Genomic DNA, 17,096 nt, shown 5'->3' on the forward strand with positions numbered 1-17,096 from the left:
TATAAAAAACCAAGGCGAATGAGCAATAAAAAATATCCCACTTATATCCTGTTTTTTCTTTCCCTGTTAGCTGCGTTTTCGGTTATGGCACAAAAGGGCATGAAGGCTAAAACCACCCCAAATTTATTAATTATCATGGCCGATCAGTGGAGAGGGCAGGCCATGGGTTTCGAAGGCCGGGAGCCCGTAATGACCCCGTATTTGGATCAGTATGCCAAAGAGAGTTTGGTGCTGAGCCAGATGGTAAGTAATTACCCAGTTTGTTCGCCAGCCAGGGCCATGCTCATGACGGGGCAATATCCGCTCAAAAACCATGTGTACAGCAATGTAAATTCCAGTTCGGCCCCTTTCGGCATCGAACTTCAAAAAGATGCCGTATGCTGGTCGGATGTATTGAAACAGAACGGTTATTCGAACGGTTACATCGGTAAATGGCATCTCGATTCGCCGTACCAACCTTACATCCCTACCTCAAACAACACCGAGAAATTAGCGTGGAACGAATGGACTGCACCCGACCGCAGGCACGGGTTCGATTACTGGTATGCCTATGGTACCTACGATGAGCACAACAAGCCCATGTACTGGGACACCAACGATAAACGCGATGATTTTAAGTACGTAAACCAATGGGGGCCGGAGCACGAAGCCGATAAAGCATTGGCTTACTTTAAAAATGAAAAGGGAAAAATCCGTAAAAGCGGTGCCCCTTTCTCTTTGGTGGTTTCCATGAATCCGCCGCACTCTAATTACAAAACTGTTCCGCAGAAATATTATAACCTGTATAAAGATATCCCTTTAGCCGATCTGGTAAAAGATCCCAATATACCGCCAGCGGGTACCCCATTTGGCGATCAGTACCGCAAGGATGTGCGTTATTATTATGCCAATATTACGGGCGTAGACGAACAGATTGGCCGCATTTTGCAGGGCTTAAAAGATCAGCAGCTGGCCCAAAATACCATTGTAGTCATCATGGCCGACCATGGCAACTGTTTAGGCAAGCATGCAGAAGAATCGAAAAACAATATTTACGAAGAGTCGCTGAGGATTCCGTTTATCGTAAACTGGAAAGGCCATATTTTACCGCGTAAGGATGATACCTTTCTGGGGAGTGTGCCCGATATTTATCCAACGCTTTTAGAACTGATGGGGCTGAAAAACAAAACGCCTCAAAATGTAGATGGCAAAAGTTACGCGCAATACTACCTCAACGGCAAAGGCGAAAAACCTGCCGAACAATATATTTTAGGTGCCATTGGCAGCAACAATGTAAATATCAATACCGGTTTTAGGGGCATCCGCACAAAAGATTATAAGCTGGCTTTTGTGAAGAAAAAAGGAAAAGCAGCCTACGAACTTTACGATTTAAAAGCCGACCCTTTTGAACTGAATAACATTTACCGGGCCGATTTGCCTATTGTTAAAAAGCTGCAACCCGTTTTACTACAGTGGCTCGAAAAAACGAAAGATGCCTTTGTGCCGGGCCAATAATGGTGTAGCGCAAAAATTAATAACTGATGCGTAAACGCCATAAAATATCCGCTGCTACCTGATGCTGTAGAACAGGCATGGCTACGGTCCATCACAAGAACTAATTATCTGGGTAAACTGAAATGGATTAACATCAGTACAAAATAATTTGATTTTTATTAGCTATCTAAACTGAAAAAGGGGCAAACCGTATTTTCGACTTGCTGCACTCTTGCTGAGCATCCCTGAATTTATCTCATACAGAATTTTTTCTTTAACACCCTCACTTAACCGACCCCAAGGTTTCTTACTTGAAATTTTTGTCTTGTCTTTGAATTTTTGTTGCCATTTTTTTGTTTTTAATGATAAGCTATAGCAGTACGGGACAGATGAAGGGCACCTTCGTCTAAGTATACAAAACGACAAGTAAATTCACGACTTGGATAAATCTTTAAAATACCCCAAAAAAATGGACCGGCATTGAAACGAGTAGCATTGATGAAGATTAAAAGGCTATTAAACAATGACGCTCAGCAGAATTAACTGCTGAGCGTTCTTTTAAATTAATTTTAACAGTTGATCATTGCTTAACCGGAGCAGATCCTGGTGCTGGTGGGTTAAAGTCTAATTCGTTTAGTGGAATATCAAAATAATCCATGAAATTATAATCAATAAAGCAACTTCTAATCTGAGATCCTGTAGTGCCCAGCGTTGAGCCCTGAATTAGCACATTGGCCGCAGCACGTCCACCGCCTGAAGCCGCAGGCTGTGTAACGCCCCATCTTCTTGCATCATAGAAAGCCGTTCCGCGTTGAAAAAGCGCAACCCTGCGTTCGCGTTTTAAAATTACTATTGCATCAGCCTGAGTTAAGCCTCTTCCTGCAGTTGTTGCAACATTTGCCCCTTGGTAAGCCCGGATCTGGTCAATAATCGTTAACCCTGCCTCTACAGAACCCGTTCTTATATTTGCTTCGGCAATATCCAAACGGGTTTCTTCATAAGTTGCGCCGATCTCCATAAATCCGCGGTTATCACTGGTGGCAAATTTACCTCCCGATTCGATCGGAACAGCGCCATATCTGGTGCCAAAATTAAAACCTCTGTCGTTTCTTAAGTTAGGTGAGGTAAGCAGATAAAAGTTTGCGGCTAACCTTGCATCATCTGCATCAAACTCCTGTATCAACCTCTCGCTTACAAAGGTAAACTGAGCACCTAATCCCAATAATGCAAAAGGATGGTAAAACGCACCAGAAAGATCATTCGTGCCGTTCGGATCCATACCTATCCTGAAGTTATTATCTGTAGCCAACATACCTGCATTGGCCAAAGTTGTAACTGCAGCCCAATCTGTGGCAGTCATAGAGGCTACTTTTTTATTAGCCATGAGGTTGCGGGCTTTGTAGCTATTGATCTGTCTTTTCCACATATCGGGCGTAATCCTTGCAGAACGGGCAGCAAAATCAGGGATAACTGCGTCAATGGTAGAGTTGTATGCATCAATATTTGCTGCAGTAATTGCATTCAGTTGTACGATGCATTTATCAAAATTGCTTGTTGCTTCAGCTATTATCGCATCACGGGTTATATAGTCACCGTTTGTTGTTCCGTCAGAATTATTGTTGACTATGCCCGAAACATACATTGAGCCAATGTGAGAATAAGCGTAACCCTTCCACCAATAAGCCCAAGCCCTTAAAGTTGCTTTTTTAGCTGCAGCATCTCCGGTAAATTTTGTTTCTGGCTTATCGATTGATGCAAGTAATAAATTACAACTTGCATTTAACAAATTCATTGATTCCCATTCATATTTAAATACATTTAAATCACCAGCTGTTCTGCTATTTGTGCTCTGCAACTGTGGTTTTTGTTCCGGTCCGATCGGATTTTTTAATACTGTGCCATTAGGTAAAGTAATGGCAGTAACCTGTTCCGCCCATCTCCAGCCCCAGTTTCCGTAGGGAGAATAAAGTTCATCACCCATAAAGCTGTGTAGGGACCATGCAATAACGAAATTGGCACCAAGCCCTTTAACATATAATCCTTTAGAGAAGGCTAATATTCCATCTTCAACCGTAAGTGAAGCGTCAGGAGTCGGCGAGTTAGGATTAATAAGTTCCAGGTCCGTTTTCTGACAACTGCTCATAAAAACGACCAATATAAATATGCTTATAATTTTTTTCATGATTTCAGATTTAAAAGCCAATGTTAACACCAAATTGATATGATTTTAAGTTGGGGAAACCAAAGCTGTCTACACCCCTGTCCAATGTTCCGGTACTGCTGGATTCTGGATCTAATCCGCTGTATTTGGTAATTGTTAAAATATTTCTCGCTGAGGCCGTTACCGAGACTGTTTTGGCCCATTTGATATTTAAGGCATTGCGAAGGTTATATGTTAACGATAAATCCCTTAAACGAAGAAATGAACCGCTTTCTGCAAACCAGCTAATTGGGTTTGTTGAATTATACAAACTGCCATAATAAGATGTAAATGCACCTGTTTGACCATTGATGGTAACTTCTTTGTCAAAATCGGCAGCAAGTTGGTCCCTGTATAACCATTGACGGGTTAAATTGTAGACCTTATTGCCATAATTCCAGTCAAACTGAAATGACAGACTCAAATCCTGATAGATATTGAAGCTATTGATAAATGACATTGTGAATTTGGGAGTCGGGTCACCCATATTTTTCTTATCGTCACTGCCGGTCACCACAACTTGTTTAGTTGTTTTATTGGTTACAAAACCGTTTACCAGTTCATAATCGCCAACATTTGCTGCTGCAATATAACGTGAACCATTAGGCTTTAACTGGTCAACAGAGGAAAGTGGGACCTGTCCATAAAAAATACCAAAACGTTCTCCTGCTTTTAATGCAAAATTGCCTGAAACAACATCCTGACCGTTTGCAATTTTATCAACCATAGTCTGAGAATGCGCAAAACGAACCCCAAAATTCCAGGTTAAATTCTTTTTCTGGAGCATTGTTGCATCGGCACTCAATTCATAACCTTTAGATTTTAATGACATTAGGTTATCGTTGATAGCAACATAGCCTGTAGATGGTGATAGATCGGCAGCTTGAATAACATCGCCACTTTCTCTCTTCCAGTATGTTGCGGTAATTGCTACGCGATTTACCCAAGCTTTATTATTATTTGTCAACACGAAATCTGTTCCCGCTTCAAACTCTTTTGATGTTTGTACACGTAAAAAAGGATTACTGGCCGTTCCCGGCAGCGTTAAATAGCTGCCATCGCCTAAAGTACCTGCGTCCAAAGTAACCTGACGAGCATATCTTCCGGGTTGAATACCAGCTTCACCGTATGCTGCACGGACTTTCCATTGGGGCAACCATGATAACTTCAATAAATCTGAAGGGTTAAAATAAGCTGTTCCCCTTGGAAAGGTAAAAGCTTTACCACCTGCACCAAACTCTGATGAATAATCAGATCTTACACCTGCAGAGATACCAGCCAAGGTACCCCAGTCGATACTTTGGTTAAACAACAGACCATAACTTAAAAACTCGTTTGAATTACCTGTTGAGGTTTTAGTAGTTGCAACATTAATGTTGTATGGAGGATAAGGAGGTAAACCGACGCCTTTGCCGTTAAAATAATTATAAGCCTCCTTCCTAACATCATAGGAAACCTGTGTTGAGGTGGTAATTGGTAATTTAGAATTGAAATCTTTTTCAAAATCGGTTCTGAAAAACACCGAGCCTATTGAATTGAATTTGGTGTTTCTTGTATTACTCTGCTCGTAAGAACCCTCTCTGGTACCAAAATATAAATCCTGACCGGTAGAAGTCTGATTTTTATAATAATCAAGATTGTTCAGTGCATAATAATCTAAACCCGCTTTGTAATCCAGTTCTACAAATTTTGGAAACTTATAATTCAGATTTAAACTCTGCACAAAACGGGTAGACTTATCTTTTCTTACATGCCAATCGTTTTCGGCCAAAGAGTTGCTCTGATTTTCTTCTTTAGGCTGAACAATTAAATTGCCCAAGGCATCCCTGTAGGTGAAATCGATAAACTGATAAGAGTTTAAAAGTGGAAAACGGTTACCTGAAATCAGATTTTCATTTTCGATTACAGCCTGTGAGATAGAACGTAATGTGAAATTTTTGAACAACTCTACGCCTAGGTTTATACCAGCGGTATTTCTGGCAAGTTTGTTGTTCATTACGTTTTGCTGGTCTAATCTGGATACATTGATAGAATAATCGGATTTTTCTCCTCCCCCTGAAATACTTAAATTATTGTTATATGTTGAAGCAGTTCTGTAAGCCTGTTTAAGGTGGTCATATACCGTTTCTACATATGGTTTATTGTTTAATATAGTAGGCCCTGATAATAAAGCAGGCTCTGTGTATTTTCCATCTGTACCCCTTGCAATCCTTACGCCATTGTTGTCCAGGATATAGCCTTGAGCATCGGTAACATAATGATGATACTTGGCCATAAGGTTATCTCCGGTTATAATTTGATCGCTACTGAATTTAGAACTAAGGTTAACAGTAGGCGCAGTACCTTTTGATCCTTTTTTAGTAAAGACCTGAATTACACCATTTCCACCCTGGGCACCGTAAAGCATACCTGCCGCAGCACCCTTAACAACCTCAACCCTTTCAACTAAAGTTGGATCTAAACCATTTAAATCAGATACCTCAACTCCATCGACCAAGATCATGGGATAGGTGCTTCCTAAAGTATTAATGCCCCTAAGGATAATTGATGCTCCATTCCCTGGCTGGCCGGAACCTGTACGGATAACAGCTCCTGCAATCTGCCCCTGTAGCGCTTGTTCTACTGAGCCTGTAACAACACTTTTGGCAAAATTCTTTGACGATAAGGTTGCAACGTCTACCCCGATTTTTCTTTTGTCAGTTGCTGTACCCACACCGGTTACAACAACTTCAGATAACTGTCTGGAATCTGCAGCCAGCGAAACCTTCATCTCCGTAGTACTGATTGCTACGGTTTGGGTAGAATAGCCTAAAAAGCTAAATATTAATTCCGTAGTGCTATTTGGTACGACAAGTCTGAAAGTACCGCTAGCTCCAGTGGTTGTTCCGACTTTTGAGCCTTTGGCTGAAACTGTAACCCCCGGGAGCGGCAAACCGTCGTCTTTTCCCACTACTGTTCCTGAAATTGTACGATCCTGCGCATAAATACCTTGAGCAAGGTATAGCATTAGGAAAGAAATTAAGAATAATTTTCTCCTCATATCAATAAAGTTTAGTTTAGTTCCGCTAATTTATTATAAAAAAGGTAATTTATGTAAGTTTAAAAACGTTAAAGGTAATTTTTTGCTATAAATTATTAATTTTAGGCTATAATTATTGAGTTAAAATTGATATTTTAAAATATTAATCAATAATTATGTTGATTTTGGTTGATGATTTATTGTGTTTATTAGAATTATGTATGTTTTTTAATGAATTTTTTTAAAAAAAATACATATTTTGTGTTTTATATATTAATTGTGTTAGATATAAGATGTAAAAATTGTAATTTTCGGTGTATTTAAGTGGATTGATAAGCGTTTTCTTATGGGTAATTGATATTGTTGACAATTATGAAAGAATCGAACACCCGGAAAGAGGAATTCAGTTTAATTCTATTATTTAAGGAAAGGTTGGGGAAGTGGATATTGTCTAGAACAAGATCCGATTGGCATTTTGGTTTTATAGATATTGAAATGGCTGAAGGCGTTTTACTAACTCTTTATAAGAGGCAAAGATCAAAAATCTGCGGCAGTAGATGCACCAACAGGCTGTAGATTTATCAAGCAAAAATTCTATATAATGGCAGAGAAAAGGTTATGATTGAAGTAAGCAGAAAATACTTTTAATGCGATAGAAAACCCACTTAATGCACCCTTTAAACAAAAAAAAGCCCATCTTTCGATGAGCTTTTAGTCAGTAGCCATTGCTGGGCAATTCTCGAACTATTTTTTGGATGATTTACGTGAATTAGCTTTCTTAAACGATCGGCCAAAATTAGAAATATAGTTTTTATAAATAACGATCTAAAAGTTTGAAACCAATTCGTTCTATTACAACCGCGTTACACAAAATCCGCAAGGTTATTTATATTCACAAAATATTCACCAACCTTTTCGCTATTAATGAAAAAACTGTTAACATTGATTACCCTATTTATCCTGGTGCAAAACGCAACAGCACAAAAAAATGCGCTTAGACTGATTGCTGATAGCATTAATGCAGAGGGGGAAACGCTTTATCGTTCTGAATGGGCTTCAGGTCATGGTACACAGATTTTCACCTCCAGTTTCGGAGGGAAGAAGCGTTTATCTGGGGGATATTTTTCTTATGAGACAAAAAGAGAAATGACCACTATCTTTTTTTCTAAAAATAATGATCCGGTAGTGTTAGCGACAGTTAAGTTCGATCATAGTTTTGACTCGTCTAAATATAGTATAGACACCACAACAAGAAAATTTACCGAAATTGAAAAAGACTTGTATGCTATCCGGTTAAAAGCTGCACAGGCTGTTTCTAACGACACGCTTTTTAAATTTTATCAAAATACCAGTTTAAATCTTGTTCCTGTCATAAAAAATGGAGCAAAAAAAGTATATGTCATCACTGCGCAAACGACACCGGATGAAGTGTTATTAGGAAATGATTACCTGATTAATTTTGACAAAGACAATGATATAATTAAAAAAACAAAGCTTCATAACAATCTTATTCCCTTGGGAACTGGTGGTAAAGAGGCGATAAAAGCATCCTCACATCAACACTTAGGTGAAACAAGTCCTTTTATTACCGCGACAGATATTTGTGCATTTAAATTATGGAAGGCAAAGACCACTTGGGTAATCAGTTTCATTGTTTCAGCTGGCTATGTATCTGCATGGCACTTTCGCAATGAATTTTTAGAAATTCTAACCCAGACCGAATGGGAAAAAATAATGAAAAACAAATAGCATAAGGTATTCACGCTTTCTAAATTCGAAATAGAAAATCTACTTTCACAAAACGATCAAGGTCGCCGCCTGCACTCGTACCGTCGCAGCCCTTGCATGGAAAATGTTACCCTTCAGCCTGCCGTCGGTATATCACCGAACCACAATATACAAAACTCGCTAAACAACAAAAGCCACTTGCAAGAGTGACGTTGTTAGTAGGGGCGAGCTTCGCTATGTCGGCCTTTTATGAGCATTGTAAGGCGGTGGTAAATTTTGAGAAAACGGTAAACAATAAAGTTGAATACCAGTATAGGAAAAAGAAAGATTATAAAAATAAAGTTAGGTAATTTTAGAGAATGTATCGTTTAAGATTAAGACCACACGAATAAGTTCAAAAATCCTTGATAACACCCCCTATAACGCCCAATCCCATTAGCGGCTTGTGTTCTTTGATTCGGTCAGTTTTGTTGGCGAATGTCCGAACAGCTTTTTAAATGCAAATGAAAAATGTGATAAGTCCTCAAAGCCTAAGTCAAGGTAAATCTCAGATGGCTTTTTGTTTTTTTTATCAATTAAATGGTAGGCTTCTTCCAACCTTTTTTGCACCAGCCAATGGCTTGGTGTCGCATTAAATATTTTTTCGAAATCCCGTTTAAAAGCGGATAAACTACGTCCGGTCAAATAGGCAAAGCGTTCTATCCTTACATTGAATTTGTAATTGCGGTTCATATATGCTTCAAGGTCTATTTTTTCAGGGGTGCTAAAATCAAATAAAATATTTGCCAGTTCCGGGTTGTTTTTCAGCAATACTAAAAGCAATTCGCTGCGCTTTACGTTCAAAAATTGTTCGTCAATTGTTCCGTGTTCATTGAAATAAGGTGTAAGCGATTGGATGAAATTTTTGACTAATGCATTTTTTTTTAACGGTATAATACCACCAGGTGTCTTTTTATCTTCTACCTTAAATTTATAAGTTTCTTGAAATTCTTTCAAAAAATCCTGTTCAAACAAAATGTAGATTTTTTTAAACGCTCCGTTATCAGGCTGTTTAGTGTATTTTGCTAAATGATTTCGCCTTGCCAAGCCATAATCCCCACCCTTTATTTTATATTCTTTACTTCCGTCATAAGCAAGCATGGTGCCTGCAATGAGGTACATAAAACAATGATCGGGAACAAACTGTTCCGTTGATAGTGAGGGGCTTACATAGCAGGCGGATATAGCAGTTTCTTTCATTTTAAATCAATTTTTTGCCAATTGTATGATATCATCCACTTCAAGAATTTGCTTTGGGTATCCTTTTAATACAGCATTAATCATCGCCTGCCCAACTTGTTTAAGTTTTAAAGTTTTTGCAGGGAAAAATGGCGCTATTAAGGGGCCCAATATTTTATAAATCGTCTTTACATTTTTTTGTCCTTTGCTTCCCGTCATTATCGCAGGTCGGAAATTATATTGACCTTTAAAAGGTATTTTCATTAGCGCATTTTCGGTTCGTCCTTTTACCCTTGCCCACATTACTTTTCCTTTTTCCGTACTGTCAGTGCGGTTTCCCGATACATAAATAAAGACCATTGCCGGATTAATTTGCAATAATGATGTGGCAAATGGGACTACAAAGTCGTAGGTCTTTTTGGTAAAACTCTCTTCGTTTTCACCAACTGAACTTACGCCTGCACAAAAAAAACAGCCATCATAATTTTTTAATAGTTTTGAATGATTGCTGATTTCCGAAAAATCTTTTACAATTAGCTCATTTAGTTTTGGATGGATTAAATCATAGGGTTTTCTGCCTATAATCAGCACTTCTGTTACTGCTGGATTATCTAAACATTCAAACAAAACGCCCTCGCCCACCATTCCAGTTGCACCTGTTATGATTGTCTTCATTTCTTTATTTTTTTGATTAGCCCTAATTTCAACAAACTTTCAGCTGTTGCCACTATCGCCTCTTCATTTGTGCGGGGAGACCAATTTAGTAATTTTTTTGCCTTGTCGCCGCTGGCTTGCATATATTGACCCAATAAAGCGACCAGCATTTTTAATTCGGGCTTGCGCCATGCGGCAATGCGTAATACAAAATTTGGAATTTCTTTGGTTGGAACTTTTGTTGCATCATCACCCAATCTTCGTTTAAGTATTTTTGCGACATCTAACATTGATAGGGCATCGCCAGATGTTGCCAAGAATCTTTCGCCGTTTGCTTTTGGATGTGCCATTGCCAGCAAGTGTAAATCGGCAACATCACGGACATCAACATAACAAGAAGTAATTTTTGGACAAGCCTTAATTTCGCCTTCCAGCATCTGTCTTATGGATTGATTGGAATGTGAATAATCCGCTCCTAAAACCGGCCCCATAACACCAACCGGGTTTATAACAGAAAGTTCAAGATTGCCTCCTTCATTTTTTATAAATTCCCAGGCAGCTTTCTCTGCAATGGTTTTAGATTTTTGGTAAGGAGGGATGTTACTGTTTATGTTTGTCCAATCGTTTTCAGTGTATGGCGTAGTGCGGTTTTTATGTCCCATTCCAATTGCACCGAAAGCAGAAGTCAGCACAACTCGTTTTACATTGGCATCTCTCGAGGCGCTCAAAACCCTTAGTACACCATCTTTTGCAGGGATGATTAATTCATCTTCGTGCTTAAATTTAATTGCCGGTGTAGGCGATGCAACGTGTAATACATATTCACAACCTTCAACTGCCTTGTTCCAATTTTTATCGTCAGAAAGATTTGCTTCAATAAATGAAAGATTGTCAAAAGAACTGATGCCACCAACTTTCAACATGTCTTTTACTTCATTCTGTCTGCTTAACGAACGAAGTGTTGTTCTGACAGTATAGCCTTGTTGCAGTAATTTTAAAATGCAGTGAACTGCTATAAATCCAGAACCGCCCGTTACTAAAACTGTTTTGTCTTTGTTTGAATTTGTCATTTTTTTTAAATTTTGTACTGCAAAGTTCTATCTAAAAAGAATAACTCATTTTGTTGTAAAGTCCATAGTTGTTGTGTTGAGCAGTCCAGGTGTTGAATGATTCGGTTTTTCTGCAATGAAAGATTCTGCCGGGAAGCAGCTTGAAGACCATACATTGTTTAATGTGGTGACTATTCCAAAAGTGGCCACTTGTTTTTTAGCACAGCAGAAAATACTTTTAATGCGATAGAAAACTCACTTAATGCACCCTTTAAACAAAAAAGCCCATCTTTCGATGAGCTTTTGATCCTGTTTGGGGACTTCGCTAAAAGTGGTTCTTCCCCGCTTTTGGTGGTTAGTTGATAATAGCTATGAGGATCAATATTTGGTGGCGTAAATTACCTCTGAAATCTAATCATATTAATGTAAGACAAAAAGCCACTTCACATGGGCTTTACTATATATTGTTGTCTCTGCCTATACTCCATAAACCATCTCCGGAACTTCCGCGTATAGCAGGTCCGTGTTTTGTACCTTGGTTAACCTATCTACTTAACCTACCATATTAGATCGATCAGGTTCTCAGCTCCGCTTAAATTTAATGTTGTAACATTACAATACAGGCAGGAAAAAGACTCCAGTTTTTTTAAGCCATGGATATTTACAGATGAAAGCAAATTGTTGTCTGCAGAAAAAATTTGTAGCGCAGGAAATCCAGTAAGATCTAAATTCCCTGCTATTTTGTTTTTCCGGATGAACAGCGATTGCAGTTTGGGGCAACCACTAATCTTAAAATCGGTAATACTATTGTCAGAAACGTTTAGTGTCTTCAGCTCAGGATAATTGCTTACCTCTATCCTGGTAAATTGGTTGTAATTCAAGCTAAGCTCTGTCAGTTTTTTAAACTTCGTTATATCTATGTCCTTAAGCCTATTACCTGTCAGCGATAAGTGCTCAAGATTCAGGCAGCCTGTTATATTCAATATTTCTATTTCACTGCCCACAAGGTACAGGCGCTTAAGGCTGGTCATCCCTTGCAGATCCACCTGCCTGATTTTGTTTTTGTAAGTGCCGAATTCCTCAAGGTTCCTAAAGCTTTTTATGCCTTCCATAGATGAAAAACCAGTCTCTTCCAGGTATAATTTGGTAACCTTCTCCGCTTCGGCTACCTGTATCTCCCCATCATTGTTGGTATCCACTTTCTTTTTAATGAGAGCCTGTTTGAAACTCGGGTCAGGGAAATTTACGATTTGAGCGCTGGCCGAGGATAGGCTTAGCGAAAATAAGATACAGCCAAACAGTATTTTAATGGACATCATAATTAGTGTTTTTTAAAGCTTAACATTTACAACCTGTCCCTCTGATGTAATTTCAACAAAGTTTTTCACCAGGTCATTTGTCTCATAGAACAACTTAAAGTCCTCATATATAGGTCGGGAATAAGAAGTGACCGCCTGCCCATATATATTATAACCAACAGAAGTCGAAGTACCTACCTGATTCCACATTTCTTTCATCTTACCTTGACGTACCATTGTTTGCAAGTAGTACCTTCCAGGTTTTAAATTCCGGAACTCGAACCTACCATCCTTATCCGAGGCTTTTGTCAGTATGCGGTAGGAGTAAGCATCGGGTGACATCATTGCAAATGTTTTGCCTTTTTTGTTCTTCTTTTGCAGCTCATACCATTCATCAAAATAGGGTGTGCAGGGGAAAAGTATTACGACAATACCCAAATAGGTATTGTCCGGGTTCTTTTTCTTCTTAGTGACCACGCCATGTAACATAGCTGTTCCTGCATTTAGCATAGCATCTGCTTGATCCCTATTGAACGGCGAGGAAGGGAAAACAGGGACTGGTTCTTCCTGGGCCATTACAATTACACAATAAAAATTTAACAGTGTAAATAAAATACCTATTCGCTTCATAGCTATAATTTTAGATAGGTAAATTTAACTAATCCGAGATAAAAAGAAAATACCGGAAAACTAGAATTTTTCAGGCATCAATGGTTTTTTTACGATTTGGGAGGTGGCTTCGAAAGGTGTCAGGGTGTTAACGGTATCTCCGGGTTGGATCATGACTGATGGTGCCAAGAGAATGATGGAGCGAATATCGCAAAGCTCAGCAATTCAATTGAACAGGCTACCCAAGGTGTGATGGATGTTTTGGGCGGGATTCCGTATGGCAGACCCGCCGAGCCGGAAGAGGTAGCGGAACTGGTAAGCTTCCTTGTTTCTCCAAGGGCAGGTTATCTAACGGGTACAGCATTCGTAATCGATGGCGGCACCATCCCTACCATTTAGTACACCATTCCCGTAACCAGTTCGTGATTATTTTATACCTTGGATGATGTTATTCCTGTGCTGGAATCCCCATTTTTCCATTGCTGTCAATACATCATCCAGGGTTTCGCTGTAAGGCGTGAGTTCGTACTGGACAGTAACGGGTTTAGTGTCGCATACCTTTCGGCTTACCAGTCCGTTCATTTCCATTTCCTGCAATTCCTTGGACAGGATGCGAGGGGATATGGCCGCTTCCCTGGATAACTCATTGAATCCTTTTTTGCCGCTCTGAAGCACTGAAATCAAGACTAATTTCCATTTTCCGCCCACTATATCCAGCGTATCACGTATTGCCATTTTGGCTTTTGCACAACTTTCGATCGTATGTTTTGCCATATACTATTCTTTTTGTAAGTACTATCCTTTTTGTAACAGATAACAAATGTATAGTATTTGTTCGGAAATTTGTGGCTTAATCAACAGTTGATAGTCATGTCACAGAAAACAATCAAAGTTACAGGGTGGATTTTGACGGCCATATTAGGCCTGCTCCTCACGATGAGTGCCACAATGAAAATTACGCTGAATGATACTGCCCTGGCCCAGGCCGTTGCGTTCGGCATCAATACGGCGACTTATCAGTTTATAGGTGTGATCGAAATCCTCTCGCTGCTGCTTTTCATCATTCCAAGAACAGGGATGCCGGGAACAATGCGCTTAGTGGCCTATCTGGGCGGAGCCATTGTAACCCACCTGCAGCACCAGCAACCCATAGCAATGGTAGTTTCTGTCCAGGCTTTACTTTGGGCCACGGTTATCGTGCGTTTTCCTGAACTGGGACAAAGAATTTTTCCGGCAAAAAATATTGAACAATTATGAGAAACAGAAGCATATCAATAATTACTGAGAACCACTGGCACAACGGATTTTTGGGCAATGGACACAAAGCGATGGCTGTCCTTGATGGTGTAAGCTATAAAAACAGCGATCCTTTTATCCTGTTTATGGATGACGTATTGGACCTGCCCGGTGGAGCGCCAGTTGGTGGAGCACATCCCCACGCTGGATTTGAGACCCTGACCCTGGTGCTGGAAGGTAATGACCGGGAATGGAAAACGGGAAGTTTTGAGCTGATGACGGCTGGAAAGGGAATTGTCCACACCGAGGAGATCACCTCAAAACAAAAGCTGCGTATCTTACAGGTGTGGCTGGTATTACCACCTGAACAGCGGCATGCCCAGCCTTTTTTGCAAAAAATATTACTCGAAGATGTGCCAACAATTAGGACCGGCGAATACGAAATCCGTGTTTACAGTGGCAGTAGCAACGGTTTGGTCTCTTCCTTGAAAACCCATACACCATTTACCCTGATTGACTTCAGGCTGAAAAAGCTTGCGTTGGTAAATCAGGAAATTCCATTGCAGTATCATGGCCTGGTCTATGTGCTTCAAGGCCGGGTAAAGGTGGGGGGTAAAATTATCAGTTCTGGGCAAGCTGGCTGGCTTGAAGGAATGGATGAAAAAGGCAGTGGCCGGCTCACCCTGGAGGCACCGGATGAGGATACCCATTTTGTGCTGTATGCTGGACAGCCGCATCACGTTCCCGTTGTCCAGCACGGACCTTTCGTAGCCGACTCGATGGAAGAAATCGCTTTGCTGTACCGGAAGTTTAAAGATGGACAGTTCCCACATTTGAACGACTTGTCAGATGAGCAGAAGATTACATATCATTCAGATGGGGGCATTGATTCAAAGGCTACTTAACAGAAAGCCTTCGTTGATGAACCACAAAAGCCTGATCTTCCACTTGCCATAAAGCACTTCAGCTACCAGGTCCAGTCCGCAGTTGAGGTTCGGAAAAGTCTTTTTTTCATACATGTATCAAAGATATGTGTAGACCAGCTACCAATCAATAGGGATAAATTATTCCCTATCTGAATCGTAGTTCCCTTATTGCAGGTTATACAGGTACTATCGAAATTTGTACATCAATATGTTAATTTAAAAATAAATATTATGAACCTACCAAAATTAATATCAGACTTAGTGGAAGCACAGAACATCCACAACGGAGCAGCTTATGCTTCCCTTTTTTCAGACGATGCCGTAGTATTCGACGAAGGAAAGACACATAACGGAAAACAGGAAATCCAGAACTGGATAGAAAAATCAAACCAGGAGTATCAGAGCGTGCTAAAACCGATCAGCTATAATGATAGTGCAAATGGCTCGGTACTTGAAGCGGAGGTTTCGGGAACATTTCCCGGTAGCCCCGCGGTACTTCGCTTTAATTTCACGTTTCAGAACGGGCTGGTCGGATCACTAAAAATCACCGGATAGCTGGTGTTAAAGCGCATCTGCCTGAACACAATTGCCAATCACCTGAACAAAGCAATGCAGCAATGGAAGTTGTTCTTCTCCGGCAGCATTGCTATTTTTTCACCATAATCCAAATGTCAATCAAAACAAATACCTGCACCACAATACTGATACTATTCAGCACACTTTTCATTTCTCCCCTGATCATCAAGGGCCAATCGGCAAGCCTTGATCTGAGTGATAAAACAGTTGTTCAAAAAAAGTACGGGCTTGATCCTTCTAAACCACTTACCGCAAGGATCGGGAGTACACCGCCCGAAATAATCAATAAATTCCGGGATGCTGGGATGTCCCCGACACTCCACAGACTTAGCAAAGCCGACAGTCTTAAGGTCGTCAGGGCCTTTAAAATGCTTCCCCCACTGCACACCCGTGTCTTGAAGGACCACCTGCTGGGTATCAGTTTTCTGGATAACATGCCCAATACAGCGCTGACTGCAACGATGAACCCGGAGAGCCCATTCCCCGTTTTCACTATCACTTTTAGGGCAGAGATTTTAAAACAGGATGTCTCCCAGTGGCTAACCTGGAAGGAAATGGGCTATTATGAAAAAGATAACCCAAGTTTGCAGGTTTCCATCGATGCAGGCAGGCTTGACGCGATAATTTATGTACTTCTGCACGAGGCGACCCATGTTGTAGATGGCTCCCTTGACCTGCTGGGAATGAATAAAACCAGGGGGACATTTGACAGGGAGGCAGACCTGAAAAAAAACTTTAGACAAGGCATCTGGACAGACCGGACTCAGCTAAATGCAAACCTCGCTGACACCCTCACCTCGCAGAGCCGCTTTCGCGGCGGGGCCAGGTTATTGCCTGTACATCTCGCACGGGAGATCTACGAATCAGCTGCCAAAAAGCCTTTTGTCTCACTATATGCTACCTCCAGCTGGCACGAAGACCTGGCGGAATACCTCACCGTTACCCATTTTACCAAAAAACTTAAACAGCCTTTCAGGATCACGATTCAGAATGGGGGCAAAGAGATCTTCAGCTACGAACCGATCAAATCTGTCGCTGTCAGTTCGCGCATTCCCCTTATGCAATATTTTTACGCGAAGGCTGAATAATTTATGTTTTAACAACACCCAT

15 protein-coding genes are annotated in these 17,096 nt (G+C 40.4%); 7 read left to right on the top strand and 8 right to left on the bottom strand.

The window, feature by feature from the left end:
* The first annotated feature begins 18 nt into the window (after window positions 1–18).
* Window positions 19–1,494 carry a sulfatase family protein gene (locus H9N25_RS00650; RefSeq protein ID WP_223833522.1) on the top strand — a complete coding sequence of 492 codons (1,476 nt, stop codon included), beginning with the start codon at window positions 19–21 and terminating at the stop codon, window positions 1,492–1,494.
* 559 nt (window positions 1,495–2,053) lie between these two features.
* On the opposite strand, the gene H9N25_RS00655 is transcribed toward H9N25_RS00650, so the two are convergent.
* Both H9N25_RS00655 and H9N25_RS00660 read right to left on the bottom strand, forming a co-directional pair.
* The gene (locus tag H9N25_RS00655) at window positions 2,054–3,655 is read right to left on the bottom strand and encodes a RagB/SusD family nutrient uptake outer membrane protein (RefSeq protein ID WP_190327595.1); all 1,602 of its coding nucleotides are present in this window, start codon (window positions 3,653–3,655) and stop codon (window positions 2,054–2,056) included.
* 10 nt (window positions 3,656–3,665) lie between these two features.
* A complete protein-coding gene (locus H9N25_RS00660) occupies window positions 3,666–6,713 on the bottom strand; it encodes a SusC/RagA family TonB-linked outer membrane protein (protein ID WP_190327596.1) in 3,048 nt (1,015 codons plus the stop codon).
* A 903-nt stretch (window positions 6,714–7,616) separates the two neighbouring features.
* On the opposite strand from H9N25_RS00660, the gene H9N25_RS00665 reads away from it, so the two are divergent.
* The gene (locus H9N25_RS00665; RefSeq protein ID WP_190327597.1) at window positions 7,617–8,441 is read left to right on the top strand and encodes a hypothetical protein; all 825 of its coding nucleotides are present in this window, start codon (window positions 7,617–7,619) and stop codon (window positions 8,439–8,441) included.
* A 414-nt stretch (window positions 8,442–8,855) separates the two neighbouring features.
* On the opposite strand, the gene H9N25_RS00670 is transcribed toward H9N25_RS00665, so the two are convergent.
* The 5 genes from H9N25_RS00670 to H9N25_RS00690 all read right to left on the bottom strand — a co-directional run bounded on the left by H9N25_RS00670 (window position 8,856) and on the right by H9N25_RS00690 (window position 13,269).
* Window positions 8,856–9,659, bottom strand: coding sequence for a helix-turn-helix domain-containing protein (locus H9N25_RS00670; RefSeq protein ID WP_167292866.1), 804 nt, complete (start codon window positions 9,657–9,659; stop codon window positions 8,856–8,858).
* Between the two features lie 6 nt (window positions 9,660–9,665).
* Entirely contained in the window at window positions 9,666–10,313 is a 648-nt protein-coding gene (locus H9N25_RS00675; protein ID WP_190327598.1) for an NAD-dependent epimerase/dehydratase family protein, read from the bottom strand.
* Window positions 10,310–11,362 carry an SDR family oxidoreductase gene (locus H9N25_RS00680; RefSeq protein ID WP_190327599.1) on the bottom strand — a complete coding sequence of 351 codons (1,053 nt, stop codon included), beginning with the start codon at window positions 11,360–11,362 and terminating at the stop codon, window positions 10,310–10,312. The genes H9N25_RS00675 and H9N25_RS00680 overlap by 4 nt, the downstream gene beginning before the upstream one ends.
* A 536-nt stretch (window positions 11,363–11,898) precedes the next feature.
* Complete coding sequence (locus H9N25_RS00685; protein WP_190327600.1) at window positions 11,899–12,660, bottom strand: leucine-rich repeat domain-containing protein; 762 nt, start codon at window positions 12,658–12,660, stop codon at window positions 11,899–11,901.
* A 12-nt stretch (window positions 12,661–12,672) separates the two neighbouring features.
* Window positions 12,673–13,269, bottom strand: a complete 597-nt coding sequence (locus H9N25_RS00690) for a prealbumin-like fold domain-containing protein (protein ID WP_167292870.1) — start codon at window positions 13,267–13,269, stop codon at window positions 12,673–12,675.
* Between the two features lie 231 nt (window positions 13,270–13,500).
* Between H9N25_RS00690 and H9N25_RS24235 the strand changes: the two genes are divergently transcribed.
* Window positions 13,501–13,647, top strand: coding sequence for an SDR family oxidoreductase (locus H9N25_RS24235; protein ID WP_255524534.1), 147 nt, complete (start codon window positions 13,501–13,503; stop codon window positions 13,645–13,647).
* Window positions 13,648–13,674: 27 nt separating this feature from the next.
* On the opposite strand, the gene H9N25_RS00700 is transcribed toward H9N25_RS24235, so the two are convergent.
* Window positions 13,675–14,022, bottom strand: coding sequence for a winged helix-turn-helix transcriptional regulator (locus tag H9N25_RS00700; protein WP_167292871.1), 348 nt, complete (start codon window positions 14,020–14,022; stop codon window positions 13,675–13,677).
* 96 nt (window positions 14,023–14,118) lie between these two features.
* On the opposite strand from H9N25_RS00700, the gene H9N25_RS00705 reads away from it, so the two are divergent.
* The 4 genes from H9N25_RS00705 (at window position 14,119) to H9N25_RS00720 (ending at window position 17,074) form a co-directional block, all read left to right on the top strand.
* On the top strand, window positions 14,119–14,505 hold the full coding sequence (locus H9N25_RS00705; protein ID WP_190327601.1) for a DoxX family protein: 387 nt from the start codon (window positions 14,119–14,121) through the stop codon (window positions 14,503–14,505).
* Entirely contained in the window at window positions 14,502–15,389 is an 888-nt protein-coding gene (locus H9N25_RS00710) for a pirin family protein (protein WP_190327602.1), read from the top strand. Before H9N25_RS00705 ends, H9N25_RS00710 begins: the two co-directional genes overlap by 4 nt.
* 252 nt (window positions 15,390–15,641) lie before the next feature.
* Complete coding sequence (locus tag H9N25_RS00715; protein WP_190327603.1) at window positions 15,642–15,965, top strand: nuclear transport factor 2 family protein; 324 nt, start codon at window positions 15,642–15,644, stop codon at window positions 15,963–15,965.
* Between the two features lie 113 nt (window positions 15,966–16,078).
* Window positions 16,079–17,074 carry a hypothetical protein gene (locus tag H9N25_RS00720; protein WP_190327604.1) on the top strand — a complete coding sequence of 332 codons (996 nt, stop codon included), beginning with the start codon at window positions 16,079–16,081 and terminating at the stop codon, window positions 17,072–17,074.
* The last annotated feature ends 22 nt before the right edge of the window (window positions 17,075–17,096 follow it).

This window comes from Pedobacter riviphilus, assembly GCF_014692875.1.
GTDB lineage: Bacteria > Bacteroidota > Bacteroidia > Sphingobacteriales > Sphingobacteriaceae > Pedobacter > Pedobacter riviphilus.